Annotated in this window: 18 protein-coding genes; 12 read left to right on the top strand and 6 right to left on the bottom strand. The window is 66.5% G+C overall.

Translation table 11 applies throughout. From position 1 onward, the window contains the following. Positions 1–10: 10 nt before the first annotated feature. The 4 genes from ACIRSS_RS23375 to ACIRSS_RS23360 all read right to left on the bottom strand — a co-directional run bounded on the left by ACIRSS_RS23375 (position 11) and on the right by ACIRSS_RS23360 (position 12,147). A complete protein-coding gene (locus ACIRSS_RS23375; protein WP_400898221.1) occupies positions 11–160 on the bottom strand; it encodes a hypothetical protein in 150 nt (49 codons plus the stop codon). A gap of 252 nt (positions 161–412) precedes the next feature. After that, complete coding sequence (locus tag ACIRSS_RS23370; protein ID WP_400898219.1) at positions 413–841, bottom strand: hypothetical protein; 429 nt, start codon at positions 839–841, stop codon at positions 413–415. Between the two features lie 67 nt (positions 842–908). Next, positions 909–7,820, bottom strand: a complete 6,912-nt coding sequence (locus tag ACIRSS_RS23365; RefSeq protein ID WP_400898217.1) for a polymorphic toxin type 24 domain-containing protein — start codon at positions 7,818–7,820, stop codon at positions 909–911. Positions 7,821–7,872: 52 nt separating this feature from the next. Then, positions 7,873–12,147 carry a LamG domain-containing protein gene (locus ACIRSS_RS23360; RefSeq protein ID WP_400898215.1) on the bottom strand — a complete coding sequence of 1,425 codons (4,275 nt, stop codon included), beginning with the start codon at positions 12,145–12,147 and terminating at the stop codon, positions 7,873–7,875. Between the two features lie 760 nt (positions 12,148–12,907). Here ACIRSS_RS23360 and ACIRSS_RS23355 point away from each other — a divergent pair. From ACIRSS_RS23355 to ACIRSS_RS23330, 6 genes are all read left to right on the top strand, one after another. Then, the gene (locus ACIRSS_RS23355) at positions 12,908–13,513 is read left to right on the top strand and encodes a hypothetical protein (protein ID WP_400898213.1); all 606 of its coding nucleotides are present in this window, start codon (positions 12,908–12,910) and stop codon (positions 13,511–13,513) included. Between the two features lie 416 nt (positions 13,514–13,929). Continuing rightward, positions 13,930–14,532 (top strand): hypothetical protein, encoded by a 603-nt coding sequence (locus ACIRSS_RS23350; protein WP_400898211.1) that lies wholly within the window; start codon positions 13,930–13,932, stop codon positions 14,530–14,532. Continuing rightward, complete coding sequence (locus ACIRSS_RS23345) at positions 14,525–14,764, top strand: hypothetical protein (RefSeq protein WP_400898209.1); 240 nt, start codon at positions 14,525–14,527, stop codon at positions 14,762–14,764. Before ACIRSS_RS23350 ends, ACIRSS_RS23345 begins: the two co-directional genes overlap by 8 nt. Before the next feature lie 172 nt (positions 14,765–14,936). Further along, positions 14,937–15,353, top strand: a complete 417-nt coding sequence (locus ACIRSS_RS23340; RefSeq protein ID WP_400898207.1) for a hypothetical protein — start codon at positions 14,937–14,939, stop codon at positions 15,351–15,353. Beyond that, positions 15,346–15,783 (top strand): hypothetical protein, encoded by a 438-nt coding sequence (locus ACIRSS_RS23335; RefSeq protein ID WP_400898205.1) that lies wholly within the window; start codon positions 15,346–15,348, stop codon positions 15,781–15,783. The genes ACIRSS_RS23340 and ACIRSS_RS23335 overlap by 8 nt, the downstream gene beginning before the upstream one ends. 99 nt (positions 15,784–15,882) lie before the next feature. Continuing rightward, positions 15,883–16,899, top strand: a complete 1,017-nt coding sequence (locus ACIRSS_RS23330; RefSeq protein WP_400898203.1) for a DUF4192 domain-containing protein — start codon at positions 15,883–15,885, stop codon at positions 16,897–16,899. A 446-nt stretch (positions 16,900–17,345) separates the two neighbouring features. Here the strand turns inward: ACIRSS_RS23330 and ACIRSS_RS23325 are convergent, their stop codons facing one another. Together ACIRSS_RS23325 and ACIRSS_RS23320 are read right to left on the bottom strand one after the other, a co-directional pair. Continuing rightward, the gene (locus ACIRSS_RS23325) at positions 17,346–18,548 is read right to left on the bottom strand and encodes a PleD family two-component system response regulator (RefSeq protein WP_400898201.1); all 1,203 of its coding nucleotides are present in this window, start codon (positions 18,546–18,548) and stop codon (positions 17,346–17,348) included. Between the two features lie 5 nt (positions 18,549–18,553). After that, positions 18,554–21,553 carry a putative dsRNA-binding protein gene (locus ACIRSS_RS23320; protein ID WP_400898199.1) on the bottom strand — a complete coding sequence of 1,000 codons (3,000 nt, stop codon included), beginning with the start codon at positions 21,551–21,553 and terminating at the stop codon, positions 18,554–18,556. 245 nt (positions 21,554–21,798) lie between these two features. Here ACIRSS_RS23320 and ACIRSS_RS23315 point away from each other — a divergent pair, with 245 nt between their 5' ends. The 6 genes from ACIRSS_RS23315 to ACIRSS_RS23290 all read left to right on the top strand — a co-directional run bounded on the left by ACIRSS_RS23315 (position 21,799) and on the right by ACIRSS_RS23290 (position 25,757). Then, positions 21,799–22,032, top strand: a complete 234-nt coding sequence (locus ACIRSS_RS23315) for a hypothetical protein (RefSeq protein WP_400898197.1) — start codon at positions 21,799–21,801, stop codon at positions 22,030–22,032. A 521-nt stretch (positions 22,033–22,553) separates the two neighbouring features. Further along, entirely contained in the window at positions 22,554–22,742 is a 189-nt protein-coding gene (locus tag ACIRSS_RS23310) for a hypothetical protein (RefSeq protein ID WP_400898195.1), read from the top strand. A 50-nt stretch (positions 22,743–22,792) separates the two neighbouring features. After that, positions 22,793–23,035: a hypothetical protein gene (locus ACIRSS_RS23305; protein ID WP_400898193.1), complete on the top strand. Its 243-nt coding sequence runs from the start codon at positions 22,793–22,795 to the stop codon at positions 23,033–23,035. A gap of 56 nt (positions 23,036–23,091) precedes the next feature. After that, positions 23,092–24,135, top strand: a complete 1,044-nt coding sequence (locus tag ACIRSS_RS23300; protein ID WP_400898191.1) for a DUF4192 domain-containing protein — start codon at positions 23,092–23,094, stop codon at positions 24,133–24,135. A 401-nt stretch (positions 24,136–24,536) separates the two neighbouring features. After that, positions 24,537–25,040, top strand: a complete 504-nt coding sequence (locus tag ACIRSS_RS23295; protein WP_400898189.1) for a single-stranded DNA-binding protein — start codon at positions 24,537–24,539, stop codon at positions 25,038–25,040. 258 nt (positions 25,041–25,298) lie between these two features. After that, positions 25,299–25,757 carry a hypothetical protein gene (locus ACIRSS_RS23290; protein WP_400898187.1) on the top strand — a complete coding sequence of 153 codons (459 nt, stop codon included), beginning with the start codon at positions 25,299–25,301 and terminating at the stop codon, positions 25,755–25,757. Positions 25,758–25,881 lie beyond the last annotated feature (124 nt).

Genomic DNA, 25,881 nt, shown 5'->3' with positions numbered 1-25,881 from the left:
AGGCATCCCCTCACCCGTAGACGGCCGAGCCGATGTAGGCAGGTCGGCCGTCGATCTGCAGGACCATGGCCGCCGGGTCGCTGAACGACACCGGACTGTTGTTGCCGTAGGCGTTCGGCGCCCGCGGGTTACTCGTGTCGAACACCGGGTCGGCGGTCATGAACCGCCCGGTCAGCGGGTCCTAGCCCTTAGCGCCGATGCGGACGACACCGGTGGCGTTCCCGAGAGTCACTGCTCCCCGGCCGGAATGGTTTACATTGCGCCCGTAGGCTGGCCCGCGGTATCGCAGCCGACGGTTTCCTTGGTGTGGGCCTTGGCGCCGACATAGCAGGTGGAGCCGGCGGGCTGGCCGGGGAGCAGGGTGTCATAGGTCCAGTCGGCGAGTTTGGTACCGCGCCGTGCTGCACTCCCATCACAGGCCTTCGAATACCAAATTGCGCAGCTCTTTTGCGGCAGACCTCACCGCGTCATCTCCATCAACGGAAAGCTGGTCGACGATCGCCTTTATATTTTCTGCTATCTCGAGATTCAAGCTCGCCATATATAAAGCACCATTCAAGCAGCTAACCAGGTGATCTATATGATTCGTCTCAGTCGGCATCTTCGCAGCTATAGCCCATGCGTGCGCGAATATTCTCCAAGACGCGAGATCTCCTCGTGCCAAAAGCGCGTCGGCAACAGCAGTGGTGACGGCGGTATCCTTCGGATCCAACAGCAATTGGAGAACAACTGCATCCACCGTCGACTCGCCAATGCGAGCAACAAGTCCCTGCCCGGCCCGGCTACGGTCCTGCCAGGACTGCGACCCAGCCAGCAGGAAGAGGTGATCCACGTCGGCCATTTTCACCACACCTCCGACCCGTGCCGGGTTCCCGCACTCAGGAGAATTAAACTATACGGGTTACTCATCAGAACCCGCAAGGCGGCCCTCCCACCGGACCGTCACCCGAAAAAGCTTCACCAGTTTGCTGCACATAAACCTTTCCAGTGTTCGGATTTGTATTTACGCGATAAGGCTGCCAATGAGGCGTCTCGACCCCTCCGTGCGCGGCACCGAAAAGATCTACTCGATACCGAAGGTTTCCGCCCTCATCGTACACGCCCCAGTCAACAATACCGCCGCCGGCTCCTCGTCGATAGAGGACACCGTTCTCCGGACCGCCGCTTGTCGGTACGCGGCCTTGAGTCCATTCCTGCGAGTTGCTCCACGGGTTCGAACTGTCGCCGCCGCCATTGTGGACCATCACTGGGACGTCGCCGGCCAGCACATAGTAGGTGTGAACGCTGTCAACTGTGAGGTTGTAAGTCCGACGGGAGGCAGCGTAACGGCGTACCGAGCCAACGACGATCCGACCGCCACGAGGTGTAGCGAGCTGGTCGCCGACTTGCAGGTCGGCGGCCTCTTTCCAGCCACCGGTCGTCGAGTTCCAGAACAGGTGGTGCGCGGTGGCGGCGATGGTCTCCACTGCGCCTGAGGCGACGATCGCGACGTCCACGAAGTCATGGTCGTCATCGGTAACGTGAAGCGCAGTCACGACATGCCGCTCAGTGAAACTGTCGTCGGGCAGGGCATTCCTGACTACATCGCCGACCTTCACATCGGCAATCGGCTTGCTGGTGCCGTCAGCCATGAGCACCGGAGTGTCGCCGGTGAAGCTGTTCTTCCTAACACACGCGGCCACCGCACCTTCACCGCCGAGGGCCTCAGCGGCGATCTTCGCCGCCACCAGCGATGCGCCGTAGTCCCCCAGCGCGCCGGCGCCGGCGCTGGCGCCGGCGCCGACCGCGACGGCGCCGCCGGCACCTACCGAACCCTCGATAGCCCCTATCGAACCGATTACGAACTCGCCACCGAGCCGAGCCAGCAGGCCGACCGCTCCCCCGGAGGCGAGCAGCGCAGCCACCTCGAGGGTCTCTTCCAGGGTGGGTGGCGACGGATCGCAGGAACGGACGTCGGGGAACTCGGAGCAAAACGCAGCCGCGAACTGGTCATAGTCCGGCGGACGATGGTCTGGGGGCTGCAACGACCAATTGGCGAACTGTGTCTCCCAATGTGCCCGCCGCTCCTTCGGCGACATCAAGTGGTTCTCTTTGCCCACGAACGCTGGATACGTCGGTCGAGTCCGGTGGCTGACTGCGTACGCCCAGTTTCTGGCGACTCCGTAGTTGTACTGGTACGCGCGGTCCCGCGCCGCCGGGCTCATGGAACCGATCGCGGCCGAGCCGATGTAGGCGGGGCGGCCGTCAATCTGCAGGACCATGCCTGTCGGGTCGCTATACGACACCGGGCTGTTGTTGCCGTAGCTGTAGGCGTTCAGTGCTTGCGGGTCGCTCGTGTCGAGCACCGGGTCGGCGGTCATGAACCGCCCGGTCAGCGGGTCGTAGTCGCGGGCGCCGATGTGGGTCACGCCGGTGGTGTTCTGGTAGCCGCCGAGGAACCCGTGCTTGTCCGGCCAGGTCGGCGACGGAGTCCCCCGGTTGGTTCCGTACGGATCCTGCCACCGCTTGCTGACCGTCAAGTTCGCCGCGTCTACCGTGGCGTAGGTGGTGCCGTGGTGATCGGCCAGCTTCCAGCTGAGGCCGCCGGAACTGGTGCGGGTCGCGATGACCTGGCCGTTGTAGCTGTAGAACCGCGTGCCGGAGGCGAACAGGCCACCGGTCGGCACGAACAGTTCCGTGTCACCGATCGACAGAGTCGTACCTGCCGGGTCCTTGGTGATCAGCAGGTTGCCGTCGGCGTCGTACAGATAGCTGCTCGCGGCGCCGTTGGCTTCCGTAGCAGTGGCGACGTGGCCTTCGGCGTCGTAGGTGAACGTCTGCGCTGCCCCTGTGGGACCGCGCGTTTCGGTGCTGCCCGCGTCGGTGTAGCTGTAGCTGGTCTGCGTTGTCCCGTTCGGGCCGGCAGTGGCGACCGCTTGGACCGCGTGCGGCCGCCTCTCACCGGGATTGGGGTAGGTCGAGGTACTGGTGATGTCGCCGGTGGCGGTGTGCTGGACCTGGGTCTTGCGGTTGCCAGTGCCATCGAGCGTCCACGACGTCCAGTACGGCGCCGCGCCACCGATCCCGGAGGTGGTGGGTTGGGCCGCACAGTCGCCGGAGGCGGGGGTCCAGGCTTCGGTCAGCCTCTGCAGGTAGTCCTGCCGGAAGCACTGGGTGTCCGCGGCGACGCCGGGCGGGGTGTCGGCGATCTTGGTGATGTTGCCGACCGCGTTGTAGCTGTACACGCGGTTGGCGATCCAATAGTCGGAGGTCGTCGACCGTTGGGCCTGGACTGTGGCGAGCCTCTTGGTGCCGTTTTCATAGGTGTTGGTGACCGCGACCTGGTACGGGCTCGTCGGGTTGTTGAACTCAGTGCGGAGGACCTGGCCGAACTCGTTGTAGCCGGTCTTGGCCACGAGTTGAGTGCCCGTGCTGGAGATCAGCGTCCTCGGTGCGCCCTGGGAGTAGTACCCGAACGACAGCTGCTCAGCGGGTAGACCACCGGCTCGTGGGCTGCTGACTTGGTTGACGGCACCGGAGTACGGGTCGTAGGTGGTGCCGAAGCTGTAGCTGCCGGAGAGTCCCTGTTCCCCTGCCGGGATGGTGACCTTGCTGCCCGTAGGCCGGCCCGCGGTGTCGTAGCCGGTGGTTTCCTTGGTGTAGGCCTTGGTGCCGACGTAGCGCGTGGAACTGGTGGGTTGCCCGAGGAGCAAGGTGTCATAGGCCCAGCCGGCCAGTTTGACGCCGGTAGCCGCGGGCCCGTCGTACTCCGCGGTCTTGCGGTCCAGGTTGTCGTAGGTGTAGCTGATGAGGCGGTTGCGGGCGTCGGTCGTGGCGAGGAGACGGTCGCCGGCGTCGTAGGTGAAGGTCGTCTTGCCGGTGTCCGGGTCAGTCGAGGAGATCTTCCGATCGTGCAGGTCGTAACCGAAGGTCCAGACGTTCTTGCCGGTGGTGTCGGTGACCGACTCCTGCTTGCCGCTGCGGGTGTAGGTGTAGGACGTCGTGTCGGCCGGCGACCCGGCGGAGTACTTCGTGGCGTCCTTGTACTGCAGGAGCTGGACGGTCTGGCCGAGCCCGTTGGTGATCGCGGTGGTGGCGGTGCCGCCGTTGGGCGGGATGGTGGTGCTGCGGTCCCCGTCGGGGATCGTCGTCGTGCGCCATTGCTCGACGGAGTTGAGCAGGTAAGCGCTGGCCGTCGCGGCGCCGGCGCTGTCGTAGGTGGTCAGTGTGGTGTTCGGGACTGAGGCGTCGTCGGTGACGTAGAGCGTCGCCGACGGGGTAGAGCTGTTCCAGTAGGCGTTGTGGGTCTTGTAGGGCCGGCCTTGAGAGTCGAAGTAGGTGTCGGTGATGACCCGGCCTGGCCCGTCGTCAGTGCGCGGGGCTTGGGTCTGGATCGTGCGGCCAAGGCCGTCGTAGAGCGTGTATGAGGTCGCGTACTGGCCACTGGCGAGCAGAGTCTGGGCGGCGACGTTGCTGACGCCACCGCTGTTCTTCACGCTGTAGGTGAAGATGACGTCTGCCGGGGCGTTCGCGGCCTTGCTGTGGCCGGGTTTCCACACGGAGATGATGCGGCCGAGCGCGTCTTGCGTGGCGTCGGTGCGCAGGCCGCTGCCGTCCTTGCCGGCGATCGAGATGCCCGAGACCGGGTCGATGTACTTGGTGGAGGTCAGCCGTGTCGTGTTGGTGGCGCTGATCGGCGGTGACGTGGTGTCGACCTGGGTGAGCGGTCCCCCGCTCGCCGGGGTGTAGGTAGTGGTGGTGGTCAGGCCGAGTGCGTCGGTCGAGCTGGTCGGCCGGCCGTAGTCGTCGTAGACGGTGGTCGTGGCCGGGCTCGTCCACTTTTCGGTTCCGGCGGCAGGCCAGTCGTCGAGCGTGTCGGTCCGGGTGACGCTGCCCTTTGTCGGCGCGGCACCGAAGGCCTGAGTGTCGTAATAGTTGCGGACGTCGCTGATGATGTTGGCGGGTCCGGCCGGGTTCGCCATGGTGTCGCAGACGCCGGCGATCTTCTGTACGCGGCTGGGGAAGCTGACCAGCCACCCCGCGGTGTTCTCCAAATAGCTAGTGGTGGCGCAGGTGGTCTGCTTCGGGTCGGCGGTGTCCCCTTCGGTCTGCACGGTGGCAGCGAGGCCGTACTTGCCGTAGGTGGTGTGAGTCCGCGAGATCCGCCAGGTTTGGGTGGTGTTCAGCCAGGTGCGGGTGCGGCTGGTGTCGGTGTCAAGGTAAGCCGAGGTTCGGCCGTAGGCGTCGGTTCCGGTGGGTGTCGACACCCACGGCTCGCTCAACGTGCCACCGATCACGGCGCCGTCTCGGTAGGTGACGGTTTCGCGGACGAATCCGGCGACTTCCTTGCGGTCGGTGAACGACTCGTGCCAGTTGTCGCTGGTCACCGTCGCGCCCTCCATGCCGCGGAGGTAGATCGTCTCGGTGACGACAGGTGGACCGGCCGGGTCACCGGCGAGCCCCCCGAGACCGGTGGTGGTCTTGACGTCGCCGTAGCCGCGCCATTGCGACCACGTGCGGTACTTCGGGTCGGTGAACGGGTCGTCGTCGTAGTGCCAGGCCCCGCCGGCGAGATAGTCGTACTGAGTGACCGTGTGCTGTTCCAGGCGAGTGGTATGTGCGTCTTCTTCGACCAGCTTGACCCGGAACTTGTTGAAGTAGTCCAGGACGGGGTCGTTCGCACCCGGCGGTGTCCAGTACACCGGGTAGCACGAGAGCTTGTTGTCCTTGAGGTTGGCCGGGTCGGGCATGGTGACGCCGGGAACGCACTCGGGGTCGTAGTAGGCGATGGTGGTCAAGCCACCCTGGGGATTGGTGATCGCGTCGATCCGGTTGCGGGTCAGTGCCGTGTACTGGCTCGCGTTGACGCGGTTGGCCATTGCCAGCGGGTGGAACGTCGTGGGGGGCATCGTCACCGACGTCCCGACCGTGTTCGGGCTCGCGATCTTCCCGGTTTCGGTGATCGAGTCCAGCCACAGCGCGGTCTTGTTCCCATCCTTGGTCGACGGGAAGGACTGCCCGAGCGCCCACTCCCGCACGGGTTTCCAGCCGGTCCCGCCATCGGACACCTGAGTGGTGATCTTGGTGTACCGCTTGCGGGAAAAGAAGCTCGGCGAACCGTAGGTGCACACCGCGCCCTGGTTGCAGATCGTCTCCGACGGCACATCCGGCCACGAGGTGGCGGTGCCGGAGTTCAGCTGGCTCGGATCGCAGGTGACCGTTCCGCTGGGGAAGCACCGCTCGGCGTTGTCGAACACGACCTGGGCAGGCGCGTGGCCGAAGGTATCACCGAACTTGGTGTTGAACCCGTATTCGATCTTCTGCAGGTAACCGCCGCGGTTGTAGGAGGTACCGGGGTTATTGGCGGTGGAGGCGTTGCGGTTCAGGCCGTAGTAGTTGGTCTCGGGCTGGTAGTAGTAGGCGATCGCGTTGCCGCGGGGGTCGACGACGTAGTCGAGGTTCCAGCGCCACGCGCGGTTGCACCAGGACGCGGCGTAGGTCGCGGCGTTGCAGGGTTCGTCGGTGTTGTTGCCGAACACCGGCACGGTCCACGTCGACTGGGTTTCGGCCTTGCCCGATGCCCAGCCCGGCAGGTGGTTGAGGCCGAAGAAGTACTGGACGCCGTCGGGGGTGGTGACCTTCCAGTACTCGCCGAACTTGTCACCGTTCGCGCCGCCGGTCAGTCGCTCGACCCGGGTGCCGTCGTCGTCCTTCGGATGCCAGGTGCTCGTGTTCTTGTCGAATATGAGATCGCCGTTGGCGCCGGAGAAGGAGATCGTGGCGTTGTCGTTGAACCAGCACAGGTCGCCGGTCTTGGTCTGGTTGTTGTTCCCGCCCAGGTCCTGGCCGCAGCCTTTGTAGCGGCGTTCGATGTACCCACTGCCGGACAGGTTCCAGCCGTCGCCGATGCCCGAGGCCTGGTTGTTGGTGGCCGAGGTGAGGCCGTCGACCGCGCTCGAGGAGTAGTTCAGGCTGATCGCCGGGCCGGTCCCGCCGACAGCGGAAGGAGTGCTGATCGGGTACGAGTAGTTGAAGTCCGCCGACGAACCGCCGGCGGTCCAGGCGCCGGCCGGTTTGAGGTCGGTGGCCGTGAAGTCACCGTCGCCGCCCTTCGTGTCGGCTTCGGCCGCGACGACCATCGCGGTCGCCGCACCGTTCTGGGTGCCGGTTTGGGCGAGGGGAAGCGTGACGTCGGCGGTGACGTGCCGGGCCTTGGTGTCGTTGCTCGAGTTCAGCGGTGTGCCGATGTGACATGCGGGCTTGTCCGGCATGGTCAGCAGGCACGACGGATACTCCACCAAATGCAGGCGGCTGCCGAAGTCGCCGCCGTAGGCATCGCCGAACGAGTGGTAGTCGACGTCGATCGACACCGGTCCTCCGGTGTCGCCGCGCACTGGCTCGGCTTTGACGAGCACGCCTTTGATGCCCGTTTTCGCCGTCGCGGCCTGGTCCAGGGTAGTGAGGCGGACCTTGCCCACCGAGCGCCGCGCAGCGTCGGCTGCTTTGCTGTGAGATCGCGATAGCGCTACAGGCTGCCCAGCCGGTGCCTTCGCCGGGCCTTCGGCCGACAGGTCGACTTCTGCCGTCGCTGCGCTCGGCCACGTGACCGGAGACGGGCTGAACCGGCTCTGCGCGGGTGCCGGCGGTGTGCGGAGGCCGCCGTCGACGCCGTTGACCGACTGCGATTGCTGCAGTGGTGGAAGGTCCCAGCCCAGCCCGTGCCAGCCGTTGCTCGCAGCCTCCGCGGCGGATTGGCCCGAGCCGAACAGTACAACCGCGACGCCAAGCGCGACGAACCGTCTGCTGCGCTCGGTACGGAAGAGTCCACGTCTGCCAGTCATTGCTGACCTATCCCCTGCTGAAGGCGGCGCGGCGCGCCGGATTTGAAACGAGTTAGTGGGCGACATCGAAGAGGTTGCCGGGGTCATCGAGGCGTCGGTCCTGCTGGACGCCGGGCGCGTCCCTCAGTCCTGAGTAGACACGCACCCCAGTCAAGCTGCCGTACCAGACGTCGCTGCGCACACCAGTCCACACACCGTGGCCCAGGAGGAGCGGAGAGCCGGAGTCTCGAGCCACAACGCCACCGCCGTCCGGGGTGTTGACGTAGAGGTTCTGCTTCTTTCCGTTGACGTAGAGAGCCATGTAGCCGGTGGCAGCGTCGTAGGTCGCGACCAGGTGCGTCCAGGTGTTGTCCGCCGCGTCGGCGTCGCTGAGCGCGAACCGGCCGTCGGCGCCCGAAGTGGCGTACGGCGCGATCAGGAAGCTCCACCTGCCGTGCAGCGTTCCGGAGGCGTCGGCCCACGGCCGGTAGCCCAACAGGAAGGGCGAGTACTGGCTGTCACCAGCCGCGACGACCGCGCGGGGGGAGGAGTCAACGGGCCCGTTCGCGGCCGCGTCCGCCGCGGTCCAGGCGTGCCTGACCCATGCCTCGACCGTGAACGACTTGTCGGTTCGCAGGTTGGCGGGTCTGGGTGTCGCGACCTCGCCACCGTTGATGGTGAATTGAGCCGCACACGCCGCCGGGTTGCCCGCGGCGTCGGTCTCCATGCCAAGGGAGACCCCACCCGAGGCGGCACCCTCGGTCTGGCTGACCGAGTCGTAGTAGGAGAACGGCTTCATAGCGGCGATCTGGTCATCAGTGAGGACCCGGTCCCAGACACGGCCTTGGTCGAGAATGCCCTTGAACAAGTTCTGCGATCCTTGCTCCGCACCGAGGTACAGGGGCCTGCCCGCCGTCCAGCTCTGCGCGAGGCTCGAGTCGCTCTGGTGGCGCCCGTCGACGTACAGGCTCAGCCGCATCGTCGCCTGATCGAACACACCGGTCAGCAAGGTCCAGGTACCAGCTTGAGGTGTTGTCGTGCCGACTGCCCAGCTCGTCGTGGCTGAGGTGCTGTCGGACGGGTTCATGCCGAAAACCCACCGGTTGGGGCCCTTGTCGTAGCGCAGGACGAATGCCGACGCCTGGACCCCCGCCTGAGAAAGGACAGTGTGGCTCGTGTTCAGATCAGCGAGGTTGGCCCACGCGGACACCGTGAACGATGAGGCGGTGTCGATCACGGGTCCCGCGGTGGCGCCGTAAGCCGTGGTGCCGTCCATCTGGAGCCCCCCACCGCTGCGGCCGGGAACCCACGCGTAGCCGCCGGTCAAAGTGAAGTCGCCGCCGTGCTGAGTGGCGTCCTTGGCCACGTTGCCGTTGCTTTCGCCCAGGGACCAGCCAGCTCGCAGGGATGGGACACGCGAGGCCGCGGAGGTGAGCTCCGGACCGCAACCTTCGGCCAGCCCGTACGCGGCCAGCGGGACCACGGTGTCGGCCAGGTCGTGCACGTCGGCCGCCGACAGCGTCCGCTGCCAGGCTTGGACATCGTCGACCGAGCCGTGGAAGTAGTCGCCGCGGGCGCCGGCTGTTTTGCCTGCGCCGAGCAGGAGCGAGCCGGTAGCGGCCCACGGGTGAACCACAGCGGTCTTCTGCCTGGCGCCGTCGACATACAGCGAGGCCACGTTGGTAGATGCGTCGTAGGTTGCGGCGAGGTGTGTCCAGACGCCGGTCTTGGGCGGACCGGTCGACAGCACCTTGATCTCACCAGGCGACGCCTGGTCAGCCGCGGTCACGCGAAACGCCCAGGTGTTGCTTTCCTTGTTGTACTGCAACGCGTACGGGCTAGTCTGCGTGCCGTCCTGCGCGACGATGGTCTGGCTGTGGGTGGTGTCGGTGAGCTTCGCCCACGCCGCGACGGTGAAGGACTTCGTCGGGTCGACAACGCGGTCCGCGGTCTGCGCGAAGCCGCTGGTTCCGTCCAAGACGATCGCGCCTTTTATTCCGTCGCTGTAGCCAGCCGTGTCGGGATGGGTCCAGCTGTTGCCGTGGTCATAACCGGGCCCGCGCGTCACGCCACCGGACGCCGTCGCCGGGTGCGCGGCAAGCCCGCCGTTGCCCGGAGTCGCCGCGGCGGTGTCCGTCAGCGACGTGCCCGACGGTTCGTCCGTCCCCCACGCACCGGCCAGCCCCTTTTCCGGGGTGAGCGGCTGGACGTGATACGAGCAGGACGGCCCGTCCAGCGCCGGGTTCGAGTCCGGGATGACCAGGCAGGTCGCGTTGGGGCTGGGCATCCCGGCCTTGTTGACCGACTTGACCTTGATCAGGTTCTGGTTGCCGTTGACCGCGATGGTCTTCAGGCTTGCCGTGGCGACCATCTTGCCGTTGGCGTCCGTACCCTGGACCGCCGGCGCGGTGGGCGATCCCTGCGGCTGCGGCTCCGACCCGTCGGTGGTGTAGATGAAGTGGTCGATGTCGTACAGGCCGTCGGTCGCCATGTAGGTCCACACACTGAAATCGGCTGCGTCGCCCTGCACCTTGGGATCGGTCCACGACGCCATGGCGAGATCCGGTGGCAACGGCACCTTGGTGTCCACGGTGAACTCGCAGTTGCCGACCCAGTTCGACCACAGCTCACCGTCGTAAGCCTGCATCGACCAGTTGTAAACCCCGTCTTCGTTGATCCACCCCGTCGGGAGCGCGGCCAGCTGCGCGGTCCCCTGCTGGTTCGGCCCGGCTGTCCCGACTGGTACCAGGTTGGCGCCGTTGTCGTGGGTGTAGACGTTGTGGCCCAGTGCGCCGTAGGCGACCGCGAACTTGCCGTACACGGTGCCACCGTCCGGATCGGACACCCGGCCGGCGATTTGCGGCGTTTTCGTGTAGACCCATGGCCGGTTCACGCCCGAGGTGCAGGGAAGCTGGCCGTTCTGCATCGTCAAGCTCGCCGGCGGGTTCGGGTAGGAGTCGTAGTTCACGGCGAAGTACGGGTTCAGGTCGAACCGCCGCCACGCCGCCACGCCATCGCCCTCATTGGCCGCGGCAAGCGCGAACCACGTGTTCGCCCAGCGATTCGCTGCGGCGTCCTTCGCCGCCCGAGTCGCGTCGAACACCCCCGAGACGCCCGGCGCGTCATTGCAGTTCGCGGTGTTCATCGTCGATACCTGGTAGACCCATCCCGGTTGTGCGTTCCACCGGGTGTCGGAGTTGGCCGGGTTCGACAGCCACAACCCGGTCGGCGCCGGGGTGCAGCTCGCGCTGTGCTGAATCGTGGTGTTGAGCGTCGCGCTGTGCACCACCGTGCCACCGAGTCGTGCGGAGTTCATCTGGATGTAGGACCGCGACGTGCCGGCGCTGTCGTAGTTCTCGTAGCCGGCTTTCAGGTTCGACAGGTCGCCGATCGTGGCGTTCCAGTTCCGCGCCTCCGGGTAACCGGACTGGACCACGACGTGCGCCTGGATCCCGCACGAGTCGCACCAGTAGCCCGGGTCCAGCGAGACCGGGTAGCGCGTGGCCGGGTCGGCGAGGAACGCCTGGTCCGGCGTGATGGTCACCGTGTCCTGCGCGAGAGCGACGTCCATCACCGCCTCCCGACGCCCGCCGCCTTCGCCGACTTGCTGCTCAGCAGGCGAACCAGCACCGGAGGAATCCCACATCCGCGACGCGTCACCGGAGAACACAATCCCGCCGGAAGTGTCCTTCACCTCCAGCCCGTCGGTGGGAGTGGCTTGTGCCGGCGTGCCGCGGCCCTCTCCTTCCGCGACCGTGACTGTGGTGTTGCGGGTGTGGAGTCCGAAGGGGATGTCGCGCAGCTTCGGGTTCTTCGCCGCTTCCGGTGTCTTGATGACCAGGTTCTCCGTGAACCCCTCGGGCACGGCCTTTACCGTCAGGTCGACGTCGGGAAGGACGTCCGCGTACGTCGCCGTGTCACCGTTCAGTGTTGGGGTCGGCAGGTCACTGGTCCACCTCAGGCCGACTTCCTTGCCGTCCTGCCCGGCCTGCACGATGGGCTTGGCTGCGGAACTGGTCCCACCGGGGTTCAGCTTGACGTCGACTGCGACAGCTTTCGGCGCGATCGACCCGTCCGTCTGACGCACCAGTGTGGTGTCGACCGGTGTCCACGCCCCGGCTTGCTTCACCCGGACCGGGTGGACGTACTGCGTCATCGTCCACGAGCCGTCCGGGTTGGCTTTGATCTGCGACGTCTCGGTGGTTTCCGACGTCACCTCGACCGACTTGTTCCCCTCACGGGCATAAGCGGCAGCGGTGACTTCGTCCGGCGCCGAGTCCGGAACGACCGCCGGCGGCGTGTCGGCCTGAGCCGGTGTAGCCGTGACCACGGTGCCGGCACCGATCACGACTGACAGCAAAAAAGCGCGCCAACGCGCACCACGACAACGCACGAGATCCCCCTCGCCAAGAGCAACCAGCACACAGCCGGGCCCCCGACGAACCCATGATCACCCTTGCCGATCCGGCCCCTTCAAGGAAATAGGCCAAGAGGGGTATTTACCGCACAGCCACTAGTCGCATGAGTAACTCTCCATAACACCATAACAACCATTGGCAACATTTCGGACATTTCGCCATGCGTTCCCATTGAGGCACGGCCAAGGGAGAAATTTTCCGCCAGACTTCGTCGACCGCTCGTTCCAAACGCAGGTCTCTCCGCCCTGGCCACCGATTCCTCAGGTTTCGACTCCACACTTCCAGCATCCAATAACCCAACCAGCGCGGCGACAACCGCGAGCGTCAGCGTCGACTCGACCTGACCGTCGTCCACCCCACCCCACGCGCCGCCCCAGCCACCACGCCGTGCGCACCTGCCTGCGCGCCGCCATCGCCGTCGTGATCTCCGCCGCCGGGCAACGCCAACCGGTGGTCTGCGCCCACTTCGTCCCGATCCTGGCCGCCGCGCAGGACAAGTAGCAGGCAGTCGACTGGGACCGGACGCCGCCCGGCGGAACCGGTCACCAGAAAAGCACGGCGCGGCCCGGACCCGCCACCCTGCCGACCCACCGTCCGGCGGTGGTCGGCCCGGGCCGCGCCGTGCTCGGCAGGGCTCCGATCACCTCCGGCGGCCCCGTCCGCCGGTGACCCGCCGTTCACGGAGGACACATGACGGAGCCGGCAATTCACGTTCCCGCGGGATACCGCAAAACTCACCTGCGCAGGCTGTGGGCCCTCATCGGCTGCCGCGTATGCGGCGGCAACGGTGAGTACCTGGTCAGCGACCGCGACGACACCGACCCGACGTGGGATTGCGACGAGCCCGAACCGTGGTACCCGCAGCCCTGCGATTGCCTGTGGTCACCGCCGCCGGAAGTCTTGCGCGCACTCGACGCCGCGCACGCACGCCTGCGGCGTCACCGGGAGCGGATGCGTGAGGTCTTCGACGCGATCGGCCCGCGCCAGGTCGGCGGCACCTACTGGTGCGGCTACTGGCGTCGCTGGTACCTCGTCGAGTCCATCGAGATCCGCTTCCGCGACGGTGACCTGACCGACCCGACCTGGTCGATCACCGCCCGCTGCGTCACCGGCGAACGCGGAACGCACCGCTCGCCGTGGGATCCCCGCTGCGACAGCACATCCTTCCTCGCCCACTCGCCCGGTCCGGCCCCGGCACCGCCGGAACTGCGCTACCCCGCCATGGTCTCCTGCCGATGGTGCCGTTCTCGGTTCGCGCTTGTCCGCGCCGTCCACCACGCAATTTGCGCCCACTGAAAGGAAATCCCGATGTCCGCACAATTTCTACCCGAAGTTGTCGGCCGCGCCGGGGCCGCTTCCTCTCGCTGGCCCGCGGACCCTACAGCTGGCGGCGGGCTTGGTGTCCTGCGCCGCCGCGACAAACCGGTCCGCTGGCACGGACGCGACGAAACGGCACGCGAGTACGTCCACCCGGGCCGCACCGTGATCGAGGTACCGAACCGGCCCTGGCCGATCGGGCGCCCGGAGGACTGCGACGACCAGACCTCCACCGGGCTCTGGTTCGACGCCACCGGCACCCCGCAACCGAACCCGGCAGACCGCACCGCGCCTGAGGGTGTCGTGCTGCTGTGCCGCCGATGCGGCCTGGACTGCACCTGACACCCGCGAAACCGACACCGTCACGTCCACTTCAGACACAGGCAGGTGACCCGATGCCCGACAACATACAGCCGCACGGCCTCCCCGCCGACGTTCTCCGCGTCGACGAAGGACTGGTGCGCGGTGACGACCAGCCCTACTTCCCCGCGCAACTGGGCGAGCCGACGTTCGCGGCCCACGAGGAAGCCGGCCGCCGCTACTACACGGTGACACCGCGGTTTCGTCGTGTCGTCACCGAGTGGGTCGCCATCACCGTCGAAGCCACCTCCGACCATCTGCGCTTCCGCTGGGACGGCGACGACCTGATCGTCAACGACGACGACGCAGTCCATGACGACACCGATCCGACAAGCGGTCTCGCCGTCGAACGCCTCCGGCCCGACGCTGACGGCCGGTACGTCTTCCCGACCTGGCTGTGGCACGTGCGCGACGCCGCCACCGAACGCCTCGACGACACTGCGCGCGCCGCGCTGGCCGTCCTGGCGACCGACGAGCCGCTCCACATCGACACCGTGACCCGTTACGTAGCCGAGAACACCTATCCCGCAGCGGATCCGCACACGCTACGGGACATCCGCGCCCGGCACCGGACGCTCACGGGTTCGCCCACAGCACCAGCCGCCGCCACCGAGTTCGAGGAGACCCACGGTGAGTAGCGACTACGCCGGTATCCCCGCAGGATGCGACGTCACGCTGGCGTGCCCGGGCGACGAGGCCGGCGCCCAACTGCTCGACGACGGCGACTTCGCCCTCGTCCTGACCGATGACCGCAACGTCACGGTGGTCACCGTCGAGGGCACCCCGGCCGAACTGCTCGACTTCGTGCGCCGGACCCAGCAGGCTCTGGAAGAAGAGGGGGACCTCACCTCCCCGCCGCCCGCCGACTGACCGTAGCCGCGATCAGGCACTCTGGCCGGTGCGGGCGACCGCCGCCAGCACAGCACACCCGAGCCCTCGGGCGCCGACTCCTCCGCCACGTCACGTGAGCTGACGGGCGCCCGAGGACCACGGGTGTGCTCAACGAGGACGGGTTCACCCGCACCCGACCCGGAGGCACGCCATGACCGCGACCACCGCCCAAAGCACACCGCCCGACTCCACCGAAGCCGCCTACGCCCGGGCGTGCCGGTTGATCGAAACCGAACTCGGCGGCCGCCGACTCGCGCCGGAGCCCCGAACCGGGCTTGACGACCTCACTCGCACCCGGCGGCACAAGATCGCGCTCTTCAACGCGATCGAGTTCCACTGCTGCCTCTCCAGTCGTTTGGAAGCCCACCGGGTCGTCAAAGCGATGTACCCCTACCTCGATCCCCACGGGTTCAGCACCGACGCCGCACTCACCGCCGCCTGGAACATCCTTGAACCCGACGCGCACACCTGGCCCAAGAAGGTGCAGAACGAGCGCCGCCGCCTCACCGACGACCGCGTGACCCGCGCGCTCGTCGAGGCGAACACGGCGGTGGCCGACCATGCCTGAAGACCGGTTGTGGTTCACGCCCTACGACTGGAGCCGCTCCTACGTGCTGCCGGAGTCGGTCGCCTGCAACATCCCCCACCGCGGCAGCCTCGACGGCTACGGCGCGTGGAACGTCGCACGCGGTGTCCTCGTCGAGCTGTGCCGCGCGCTGCCCGCGACACCGGTCTCGTTGCTCTACGACGAGCCCGTGCTGCGCCATGACTGGATGCGTAACGCGATCCGGATCACCGCGCACGCCCGGCGTGCCGACGGGCAGGACGTGCGCGTGATCTACCGCAGCGAACGTACTGACGCCGAACCCTGGCCGGAGTTCTGGAGCGTCGCGGTCAACGGATTGATCCCCGCCTCCGGCCGGGACGTACGGCGGCCGTCACCGCCGTGGATCGCCCACACCGCCGCGCACACGCTGCGGACCGAGCTCGGCCGGTGACCTCCGGTCTCCAGTCGTCCGCGCCCGCCTCCTCCCCTCCCAACGGCACCATTCGTCCACTGTAGTCAGCGAGGTTCCCTGATGCCCGAACCGATTTCCTTGACCGACGAGGGTCTCCTGGCCGCCATCCCCGCCCTGATCGGGTTCGTCCCCACCGACTCCCTCGTGATCGTCGCCGCAGTCGTGCATGCCGACGGCACTGTCCGCGCGGGCCGAATCAGTCGATTCGACCTCGACCTGGCGATGCGGCTCCCCGGTATGGTTGTCACCACTCTCAGCCGCGCGCTGGGCGGCCAGCCGGTCCGGCGCCTCACCGGCGCGGTCGTCCACGACAACAGCAGTGCCACCAACGATCTGCCCTACCGGGCTCAGCTGCACGAACTCACCCACCGGCTGCACGAGGCTGGCTTCACCAACGTCGAGCTCCTGCACGTGCCGGCGTTCACCGCCGGCGCTGTCTGGTCGTGCTACGGCGACGCCGACCACACCGGCACCCTGCCCGACCCCGCCATCTCCCCGGCCACCACCGAACGCGTACTCCACGGCGACCGCGTCTACGGCAACCGCGACGCCTTCCTCGCCCAATTCGTTCCCGCGCCCACCGACATCCGCGACAGCATCGCCACCCTGGCCGACCCGATCGCCGAGGACGTCCAGACCGAAGAACTCGCCGGTGACTTCCCGCGGCTGCGACGGCGCCTGCAGCTGATCGACGATGCGGTCACCGCCGCCACCCATGGCCGGCTCCCCACCGACCAGCACGAGATCGCGGAACTGATCGCCGCGCTGTCCAGCTTTCTCCTGCGCGACATCCATCTCATCCAGGACACCGAGCAGCGGTGCGGGGCGGCCCAGTCGCTGTGGCTGCACCTGTGGCGACACGCCTCCGACCGCTACGCGCCCACCATGACCGCGCTGACCGCCGTCACCGCATTCCTGCGCAAGGACGGCGCCGTCGCCGGGCTCATCATCGAACGCGGTCCGCGCCCCACGAAGCTCACCCGGCTGGTACACCGATGGATGCGCGAAAGTGTCGACTTCGCCGCTCTGCACACCGACATCGCGGACGTCGCAACGCAATTGCGAGCAACACTGACCGACTCCGCCGACAGCTGACACACCGGCGGAACACGAGGGACCGGCCCCCGGGGCTTGTGGCGCGCGGGTGTCGGGAGCACAGCACCCACACGCGCGGGGCGCCTGAACCCGGCGACCGGCCACATCCGGCGCGGGTGAACCGGCGCCGCCGTATCGCATGCCCGCTCACCCGCACAACCGCCGGTTCACACCGGCCGGACGAGCCCGCCGGGCTTCACGCCCCTTGCATCCCGTTATCTCGACAATCTCGGAGCCCGTGAGGGTCACCGGCTCGTCCAGGCGATCATGGTCGGTCTTCGAGTATGGGAGCCCTTCTTGCGCGCTCGCCGAGGACGCGCTCCAACGCGGATGGCCCCGCGAAGCCGAGCGACACGGCGTCACCGCCAATCGTCTGAGTCAACTGTTGGAAGACCTTGGTCGAGAATCCGACGCATGACCGTCCGCTCGCCGCCAAACGACGGCGTCTAACCGCCATCGGCAGCCCAAGCCTGCAGGTCACCCCAACAACCACCGCCCGGGAGGCCCGTTGGAATCTCGCCGCGGAACCCGTCAGTTGGGGCATAGCGCAACGGCACCGTGCTATCGGAACCAGGCCTACGCACTGTGCCGTCGAACTGCAGGCATCGGACCGACCCCGTGGCGTCGTCTCCGTGAGCGACTAACCATGGCGTCAGCGAGAGTGGTTGCCTGGCGGCGCCGAGGAGAACGGGGTTCCCGGTAGTGAGGGGAGCCGCGGTGCGGATCGTCCCGTATTTAGGTGGTCCCAGGCCCGTGATGCTGATGTAGGTCGTCTCGAAAGACTCACCGTCGTAGGACATCGATTGAGGGACGGCAAGTTCTGCTCGCCAGAGGCCAAGTGCTCGATGGGCGAACCGCCGCAGAAAGTGCTCCAGCAACGTGCTCTTGGTGTGGTCCGACGGGCGACCATGTGCTATGTCGTTGCGCAATCGGACAAGACTCCTAACCGATTCCTGGTCCGACTTCTTGAACACTAGCCATGACCAAACCTCCGTGAAATTGATGTCCGCGGCTGGGATGTTCGCCAACGCGATGCACAGATCGAGCCAGGTTCCCATGCTGAGTGAGGCAATTTGCTGACGACTGATCCCGCGAAGCGGGGTCGGTTCCATCGCACTTAATCCAAGTATTGCACAGAACCGCAAGATTTCTTCGACTACAAGAAGTCCTTCCAGGGTTTTCTTGTCAGAATCTACCGTCGACTCGTACCTTGCAAATCGGTAAGCCAGCGGCGTGGGAAGTTCCTTTCCCGCCTTGTCGAGCGCTTCGTCCTGAAGTTTCTCTAGTGTCTCGACGCAGCGGGTGAGTAGGTCCTGCGCAGCCTCAGTTTTCTCGATATAATCTACCGCGCCGAGGCGGAAAGCTTCACGTACTCCCCACCCCTCGCCGGAAAGTACAAAAACTGGGACATGCTGTTCTCGACTCTGCAATTGTTCCAACAACCACAGGCCACCCCATTCGCCCGGTGCCATCTTGAGATCAACGATCAATAGGTCGATGGGCCACCTTGAGACATGATCCAACGCCGCATGGCCATCTGGCACGAAATGCAGATCCGCGCCGGCCTTACGTAAGGATTCGCACAGCGTACGCACTACATCCATCTGATCATCGGCGACGAGTATGGACATACCGGCCAGTTGCTTCATCATTGTTATTCAACCCCGGCATCAGTTGCGAGCGGCAGCGTGAGTAACCACGAGGTTCCACGGTCGGTCGGCTGCAGTGCCAGTCCGCCACCAGCACGTGACACCAGAGCTTGGGCACCCCACAGACCAAGACCGTTTCCGCCGACTTTCGTACTGTGGATCCGCTTCCGGTGAGCCCATGCGAGTGCAACCTCATCGGGTAGCCCTGGTCCGTTGTCCGCGATCTCCACGGCTGCCTCGTAAATGTCTGCTGTCCACTCGATGCTAATTGAGCCACCTTCACTCATAGCCTCGACGGCGTTCGTGACCAGATTATCCAGCACAGCTAACAGCGCAGGTGCGCCGATCTCGACTTGCACGGAGCGCTCGGCGGCGGGGATTGAAAGCGAAATCGAATGAGGTAATCGGGACAGCACACGACTTGCATAGTCCCGCAGAAACATCCCAAGGTCAATGTTTCCGGAAGTCGTGGAGCCAAGAACCGAGGTAGTCGCCTTCAGCCGGAGTGCGATTGCTCGGGCCTCATCGAGATGTGTACTCGCGGTCAATTTCCGTCGGAGCTCCACGGTCAGCGTCTCCCCCTCGGAAGCGCCTGCAGTCGCTACACGTGCGGCAACCAGTTGGTTCTTGAGATCGTGCAGCAGGTCCGCCAACGATGACCGATACTGATCAGCCTTCGGCGTCATGGCTTCCTTCGCAGCTCGGGAGATGGCTCCCGATGCTGCGACGCTCCCAGACCTCGTAAAGCTGACGTCTATCCCCTTGTCTCGCCCGGTCATTCTGAGTGTGTGCACCGTTGTGTTCCACAGTAGGCTCACCAGCTCAAAGCGAGAACGATCAGATACTCCTTCAGTGCGGAATGCCAATTGCACGGCGGCCCCTGGCAGCACTTCGACCGTACCAGCGGGTTGCGACGCGAGCAGGGCGGCCGCGACGGCGGCCAAGGCCGCACGTTCGTGTCCACTCAGCGTAATTGACGGTAGGTCGCCTTTGATCACGAGCCGATTTCGGTATCGTATTCGCCACTCTTCCTCGAGTGTCGAAATATCGCCCTCTGGCTCATCGGAGCCTATGCATCGGTAGACATCACACAGTTGAACCACGTGATCGACGTAATCCTGGGTCAGCTTCTGTGGGTCGTCTATCCGTTCGATCGCGCCGAGCATCGTCGACAGTTCCCGGTCGACCGCGTCGAAATCGTCGATCCCGCTCATGGCGCGGAACGCATTGGCTAGCCTGTCCAAAGGAACCACCCGGCGACCGAGTCGATCGCCGAGTAGGCGGTCTGCTTCACGCGCCCACTCGGCTAGTCGGAGAGGATCGCCGGCGAGATGCAGACCACAAAGATCTGCAATAGACCACTTTTTGAGATGGTTGCTTGCAGTTGGTACTGCCGCCACGAGCGCGGCAAGCAGGAAACGTGCCAGTGCCCGGACGTCTTCTGCGTTCGGCTCCAATAAGGAGCGCATTCCGTGCCCGTCAGACAGTTTGTCCAAAACAGCGAGTATCTTCACTGAGACGCGGTGTTTCGCCCTGGCCTTGTTGGAGCCTGTTCCTTCGCGCACTGTTGTGCTGATGTTGAGCGCGGGTGACTGGATCGAGGCGACGGCTTCGAAGTCCGAGGCGTGATCGGGGCCTGATCTCTCGACCTCGTATCCAACCTCAAAGGGGACGATCGCTGCCACCATGCTCAGCTGTGTCGTTGGATCAGCCGCTCGGGTGCGGTCCGATGCGATGGCGGACCAGATCGAATGCCACTGGGGAGGCCAGACCTTCTCCAGTGAAGACGGGAATCCTTTGGCGACGGCGACAGCACCGATCAGCGCTTGGAACGCGGTGGCACCGATCTCTGTCGTCGTTCCCAGCTGCTCTTGCCCCTTTCCTAGCAATAGCCCCGAGACTAAATCACTCTGCCTGAAAGCGCGCTCGTAGACCTCATTCTGGACACTGAGGAACATGAACTCGTCCGGCCGCGTATTAACGATCTTGCGGGTGACCGCGAGCGCATGCTCGTACCCTAAAGTCTCGGATCCCACGAACCCCAACGCCGAATTATCTTGCTGTCCGCACGACGCCACGAGTGGCTTGTTCTCGTATGCCCATGACGAGTGAATGAGCGCCTGGGAGAGCACAGCTTCGGCCTTCTGCGGTAGTGAGAACAGTTCCCGAAGCTGTCCCACCGCTCGCACGTGCGACAAAGGCCGTGGGATGGGTACGGGCGGCGAGGTAGGTGCGGTTCTTGCTGGACTAGATAATTTCGGAGGAGGGCAATGCCTCTGGAGGAAGTCTTGTGCTGCGGCGTTCGACGATACCTTTTTGTTCGTCCCAGTTCCCTCTCCGCATCGTCCGCGAGCATCGACCACTGTTGTGTGGAAGACGGGCTCGTGATCAGGCCCCTCGCGAATGATTTCGTACGACGGTACGTCGGGCGCCAGCTCGCGGGCGAGGGTAGTCTTGGGATCGACCACTGTTGTAGCAGCATTTGTAAGCGAAGTCAGGTCAGCGACCAGCCGGGCGGCGACACCTTCCTTCCCTGCGAGACACAGAAAACCAATTAGCCGTTTGCCGAGGTCGGCAATCACCTTCCGCGGCAGCGTCGCTGCCGTGGCGAACGTGCGCCCGACCGTGGCGGAACTGGCTAACCAGGTGCGTTTCGCGGCCCACGCTGCGAAGCCATCAGCGCAACGACTGACGTGAATGCTCATCGATGCGGCGGTCGCTGCGGGATCCTGGTACGCCTCGATCATCGCGATGCGGCGGAGGTAGGTTGCCCCAAGACGGCTCAGGGCTTCGAGGTGCCACTTGGTCAGGTCGGGCAGGACGCTTTGGTTTTCGTAGAGATAGGTCGGATCAACCAACGCCACCCACAACGCCCGGCGGAACTTCTCGTCGAGTCCGTCCAATCCAACGCCCTCAAGTGCACGTACGACGGGAGCATCATATGAGATCAAGTTCGGATGCCCCTGAAGCACACCGAATTCGAGTGGATCGATCAGCTCTGCCATCCATGCTCCTAGGCCCACTACATTGCGGTCGCAACTTTATCGACTCCAACCCCACCATTCGTTACCGTACGTAGTCAAGATGTTAGAGTAAACGGACTGGGTTGCGAGCCAGCAGCGCGGCCATCGGCGGTCGAGCGACCGCAGCGCTTGCCGGCCGATCCGTTCGTCGCTGACGTGCGACATCGTGCGATCAAGGCGTCGAGATAGATCCGCACTGCGCCGCCTACACCACCGCGGCCTGTCCCATGGTCGCCGGGCGGCTGAGCCACTACCGCACCAGCGCCCACAAGATCGACGCCGACGCCGTCCACGGCGCGGACATCGATCACCGGCTCGGCGCCCCGGCCGAAGCCTGGCACGCCGTCTGGCTCACCCGCTACGACGTCGTCACCCTCCACGGACACCCCGCGGCCTGCTACCTGCTCTCCCCGCCACTGCGCATCCGACCCATCAACACCGCGCCGCACCACAATTCGTGATCATCTCGCAGTCGTGAAAGGACGCTCCGTGTCGACTGCCGAAGCGCAAGTGTTCATCGCCAGCAAACACACCACCCCGACCCGCCGACGAGTTCTGTGGCGCGTCAGCGTCGCTGATGCCAAGAAGATCTGCAGCGACCCCCGCACCGCCGGCCCGCACTACATGCTGTGCTACACCACCGAGAACCTCGACGCCCCGCCGCGTTCGTGTACGTGCCCGACAACGGCCACCACGCCGAGGTCCTGCACGACCACAACATCCATGTCATCCACGATCACACCACACGCCATCCGGCCGCGACATCCCGACCGCAGTAGGCCCTCACGCCCCAGCCGGCCGCCAACCGCAGCGAGACCGTCCAAGCACATGGTATTCGGCGCGGACGCTCGCGGCCAGGAAAGCACACCCGGGCCCCCGGCGCCGACCTCGTGCAGCCCGGCCGCGCCGACCTGCCGAGCGCCGGGGGACCCCGGGTGTGCCGGTCGGGCGCGGTCATCCGCACCCAACACGGAGGTCCCTCGTGACCGCATCCACCGTCCACAACGCCAGTGACCCCCGCGATTTCGCCTACGAGCTGGCCTGCTGGCTGATCGAAACCGAACTCGGCGGTCGCCGGCTCGTCTCCGACCCCGCAGAACCCGATGGTCGCTCCGAGGTACGCGCGCGCCAGCCGCACCTTGTCGTCGCCGACACGACGGTGGAGGTCTGACCGATGCCGGGCGCTGCCCGCGACACCGGTCTCGCTGCTCTACGACAGCCGTGCAACTCCGCGACTGGACGCGGATAGCGATCCGCGTCACCGGCCGCGCCCGCCGCCGCGACGGCCAGCCAGTGATCGTCATCTACCACAGCGAACGCACCGACGCCGCACCCTGGCCGGACTTCTGGAGCGTCGCGGTCAACGGATTCATCCCGGCCTCCGGCCGGGACGTCCGGCGACCGTCGCCGCCATGGATCGCCCACCCCGCCGCACAGACGCTGCGCACCGAACTCGGCCGCTGAACCACGACCCGGTCCCGCCGACGGCCCTCGCTCCCTTCTACTCGGGAAGGACGTTCATGTCTCTCACTCTCACCAGCACCACGACCCTCGTCGCCAGCCTCCCGGCGCTGCTCGGCTTCATCCCCGACGACTCCCTGGTGCTGATCACCGCACTCGCCAATGACGACGGCTCGGTCACCACCGGCCCGCTTGCCCGGATCGACCTCACCCGCCTCACCGGCCACGTCGGCTACTGTGTGCGGCACTTCAACCGGCAATGCAGCGACCTGCCTGTGTCCTGCGTGACCGGCATCGTCGTCCGCACCGACGACGAGGACACCACCGGCGACGGCGTGCTGCCGCTGCGCGCCGACGTCGACACCGTCATCACGGCACTGGTCGACCACGGATTCACCGACGTCGACCTCGTGCACGTGCCGGCTATCGCCGAAGGCGCGCGCTGGCGCTCCTACCGCGACACCGACCGCACTGGCGTCCTGCCCGACCCCGCGGCCACCGCGGCCGCGGCCGCCGCCGTGGCCGCCGGATACACCATTGCCGCCCGCCGCGACGACCTCGCGGCGCGGTTCACCCCGCTCCGCGAGCCCGTCCGCGCCCGACTGCAGCCCCTTATCGACCACGCCGTCGAATCCGCTGCCATCGACGAATCCTGGCATCTGGCCGCGCACGTCCGGCTGGATCGCGCCGACGCCGCGATCCGCGCCGCCGGCCACGGTGAGCTGCCCACCGACGAGGCCGACGTCATCGATCTCGCTGCGACCTTCGCCGTGTCCGCGTTCCGCGACGCCCTGCTCGCCCTACCCGACAACACGGCGCGCCTCGCCGCCGAGAACCTGGTCCTGCACCTGTGGCGCCACAGCTGCGACCCCATCGCCGGCCCGCTCGCCACCGTCATCGCGGTGTACGCCTACCTCCGCGGCGACGGAACCGTCGCGCGGATCGCGCTCGAGCACGCCGACCCCGAACAGCCCCTGGCGGGACTGCTCTCGACCATGCTCACCCACGCTGTCCCGCCATCGAAGATCCACAGCGTGATCCAGAACGCCAGCGCCGATGCCCGCCGCACGCTACTGAGCGAGCCCCCGACCGACCAGGCGTGAGACCCACCCCTGCTCACTGTTTGCTCCGAGCGGCCGTGCGGTCAGCGCAAGGGCATCGCCCGGCAGCCACCGGCCCACCACACGGTGCGGAGTCGTCGTGGGCGCTGGCGTGACGGGTGAGGCCGTGTCACCGGCGGTGGCCTCACCCGGCTCGCCGGGTCGTGGATCGCCCGAAGGTAAGCACACCCCGGCCGGGGGCAGTGCGTCCCCGAAGCCCGGCCCCATCCGCCCGGGTGAACCAGCCCCCTCACCCTGCCGAGCTCCGATGCCGGTCGAGCCGCCGGCTGGTTCACGCCGGGCGGATGAGCCAGGCCGGGGACGTCGCCTCACGGCGCCCCCCGGCCGCCGCGTGCTCAGGCTGCGCCGCGTTCCACACCCCAACGAGCACCAGGGAGACCACCATGGCCGGCGACACCACCATCACCACCATCGGCAACCTCACCGCCGACCCCGAACTCCGCTTCACCGCCACCGGAGCGCCGGTCGCGAACTTCACCGTCGCCTCCACCCCGCGCACCTTCAACCGCGCCACCGGCGATTGGGAAGACGGCGAGGCACTGTTCATGCGCTGCACCATCTGGCGCCAGGCGGCGGAGAACGTCGCCGAGTCCCTGACTCGCGGCGCGCGCGTCGTCGTCCAGGGGCGCCTCCAGCAGCGCTCGTTCCAGACCAAGGAAGGCGAGAAGCGCACCGTGATCGAGCTGACCGTCGACGAGATCGGCCCCTCGCTGCGCTACGCCACCGCGAAGGTCACCAAGAACGCGAAGAACGCGGCATCGAAGGTGAACCCGGACCTGGCCACCAGCACCGCGGCCGCACCGGCCGAGGACCCGTGGACCGCGGACGCCGGGCGCGACTTGGTCGGCGCGACCGCCGGCGGCTTCAGCGACGAGCCGCCGTTCTGATGAGACCCGGTGTCCGGCCGGACCTTCCCCTCCGGCCGGGCACCACCCTCAAGGCCGGGGCCAGCCTGACGGCTGGCCCCGGCCTTTCCCATGCCACAACACCGCACCCCGGAGGCCACCATGCCCACCACCGACACCACCACGCCCGCCACCCGATCCGACACGCCGGCGAAACGCCGGGTCGCGCGCGAGCGGACACTGCGCGCCCTGGCCCAAAAATCACCCTTTGGGGTAGGAGAATCGCCTTACGCTCGGAACATGAGCAATCCTTACGGCGTCACGATCCCCGGGCTCGTCCTCGCCGGAGGCACCGGCTTCTACCTCGGCATCCAGCCCTTCGGCTACATCGGACTCCTCGTCACACCCTTCACCGACCCCGCCGGCCTGCTCGCCCTCCCCGGCGCCGTGGTGTTCGGTGCGCTCCTCGGGTGCGTCATCGCCTACCTCAGCCGCAACCGCATCAAGCCGAAACTCGCCCACCGCTACCGCCGCGGCGCCATCCTCGGCGCCATCACCCTGCCCGGCTACCTGTTCATCGGGCACTTCCCCGGCGCAGGGGAAGGCGGTACCGCCAGCCAGTGGGCCTTCGGGATCGCGTTCTGCTCCGGCATCGCCGCGATCATCGTCCACTACCAGCGACGCAAGCGCCTCTTCCTCGCCCGCCAAGCCCGGCGCCTCGCCGGGCAGCAGGCCAATCAGCAGACGGCGACGCGCTAACCCGTCGACATCACAGGAGGGGGGGGGGGGGGGCGGGGGCGGCGGCCCGGACCAGCCGCACCAGCGCGACGCCCCGCACCGCCGCGACGACCCCCCCAACACCCACACACACCAGCCCCGAGAC

This window comes from Amycolatopsis sp. NPDC101161 (genome assembly GCF_044768185.1).
Lineage (GTDB): Bacteria > Actinomycetota > Actinomycetes > Mycobacteriales > Pseudonocardiaceae > Amycolatopsis.
The sequence above is the reverse complement of the archived record's forward strand: the minus strand, read 5'-3'. Positions and strand labels throughout refer to the sequence as shown.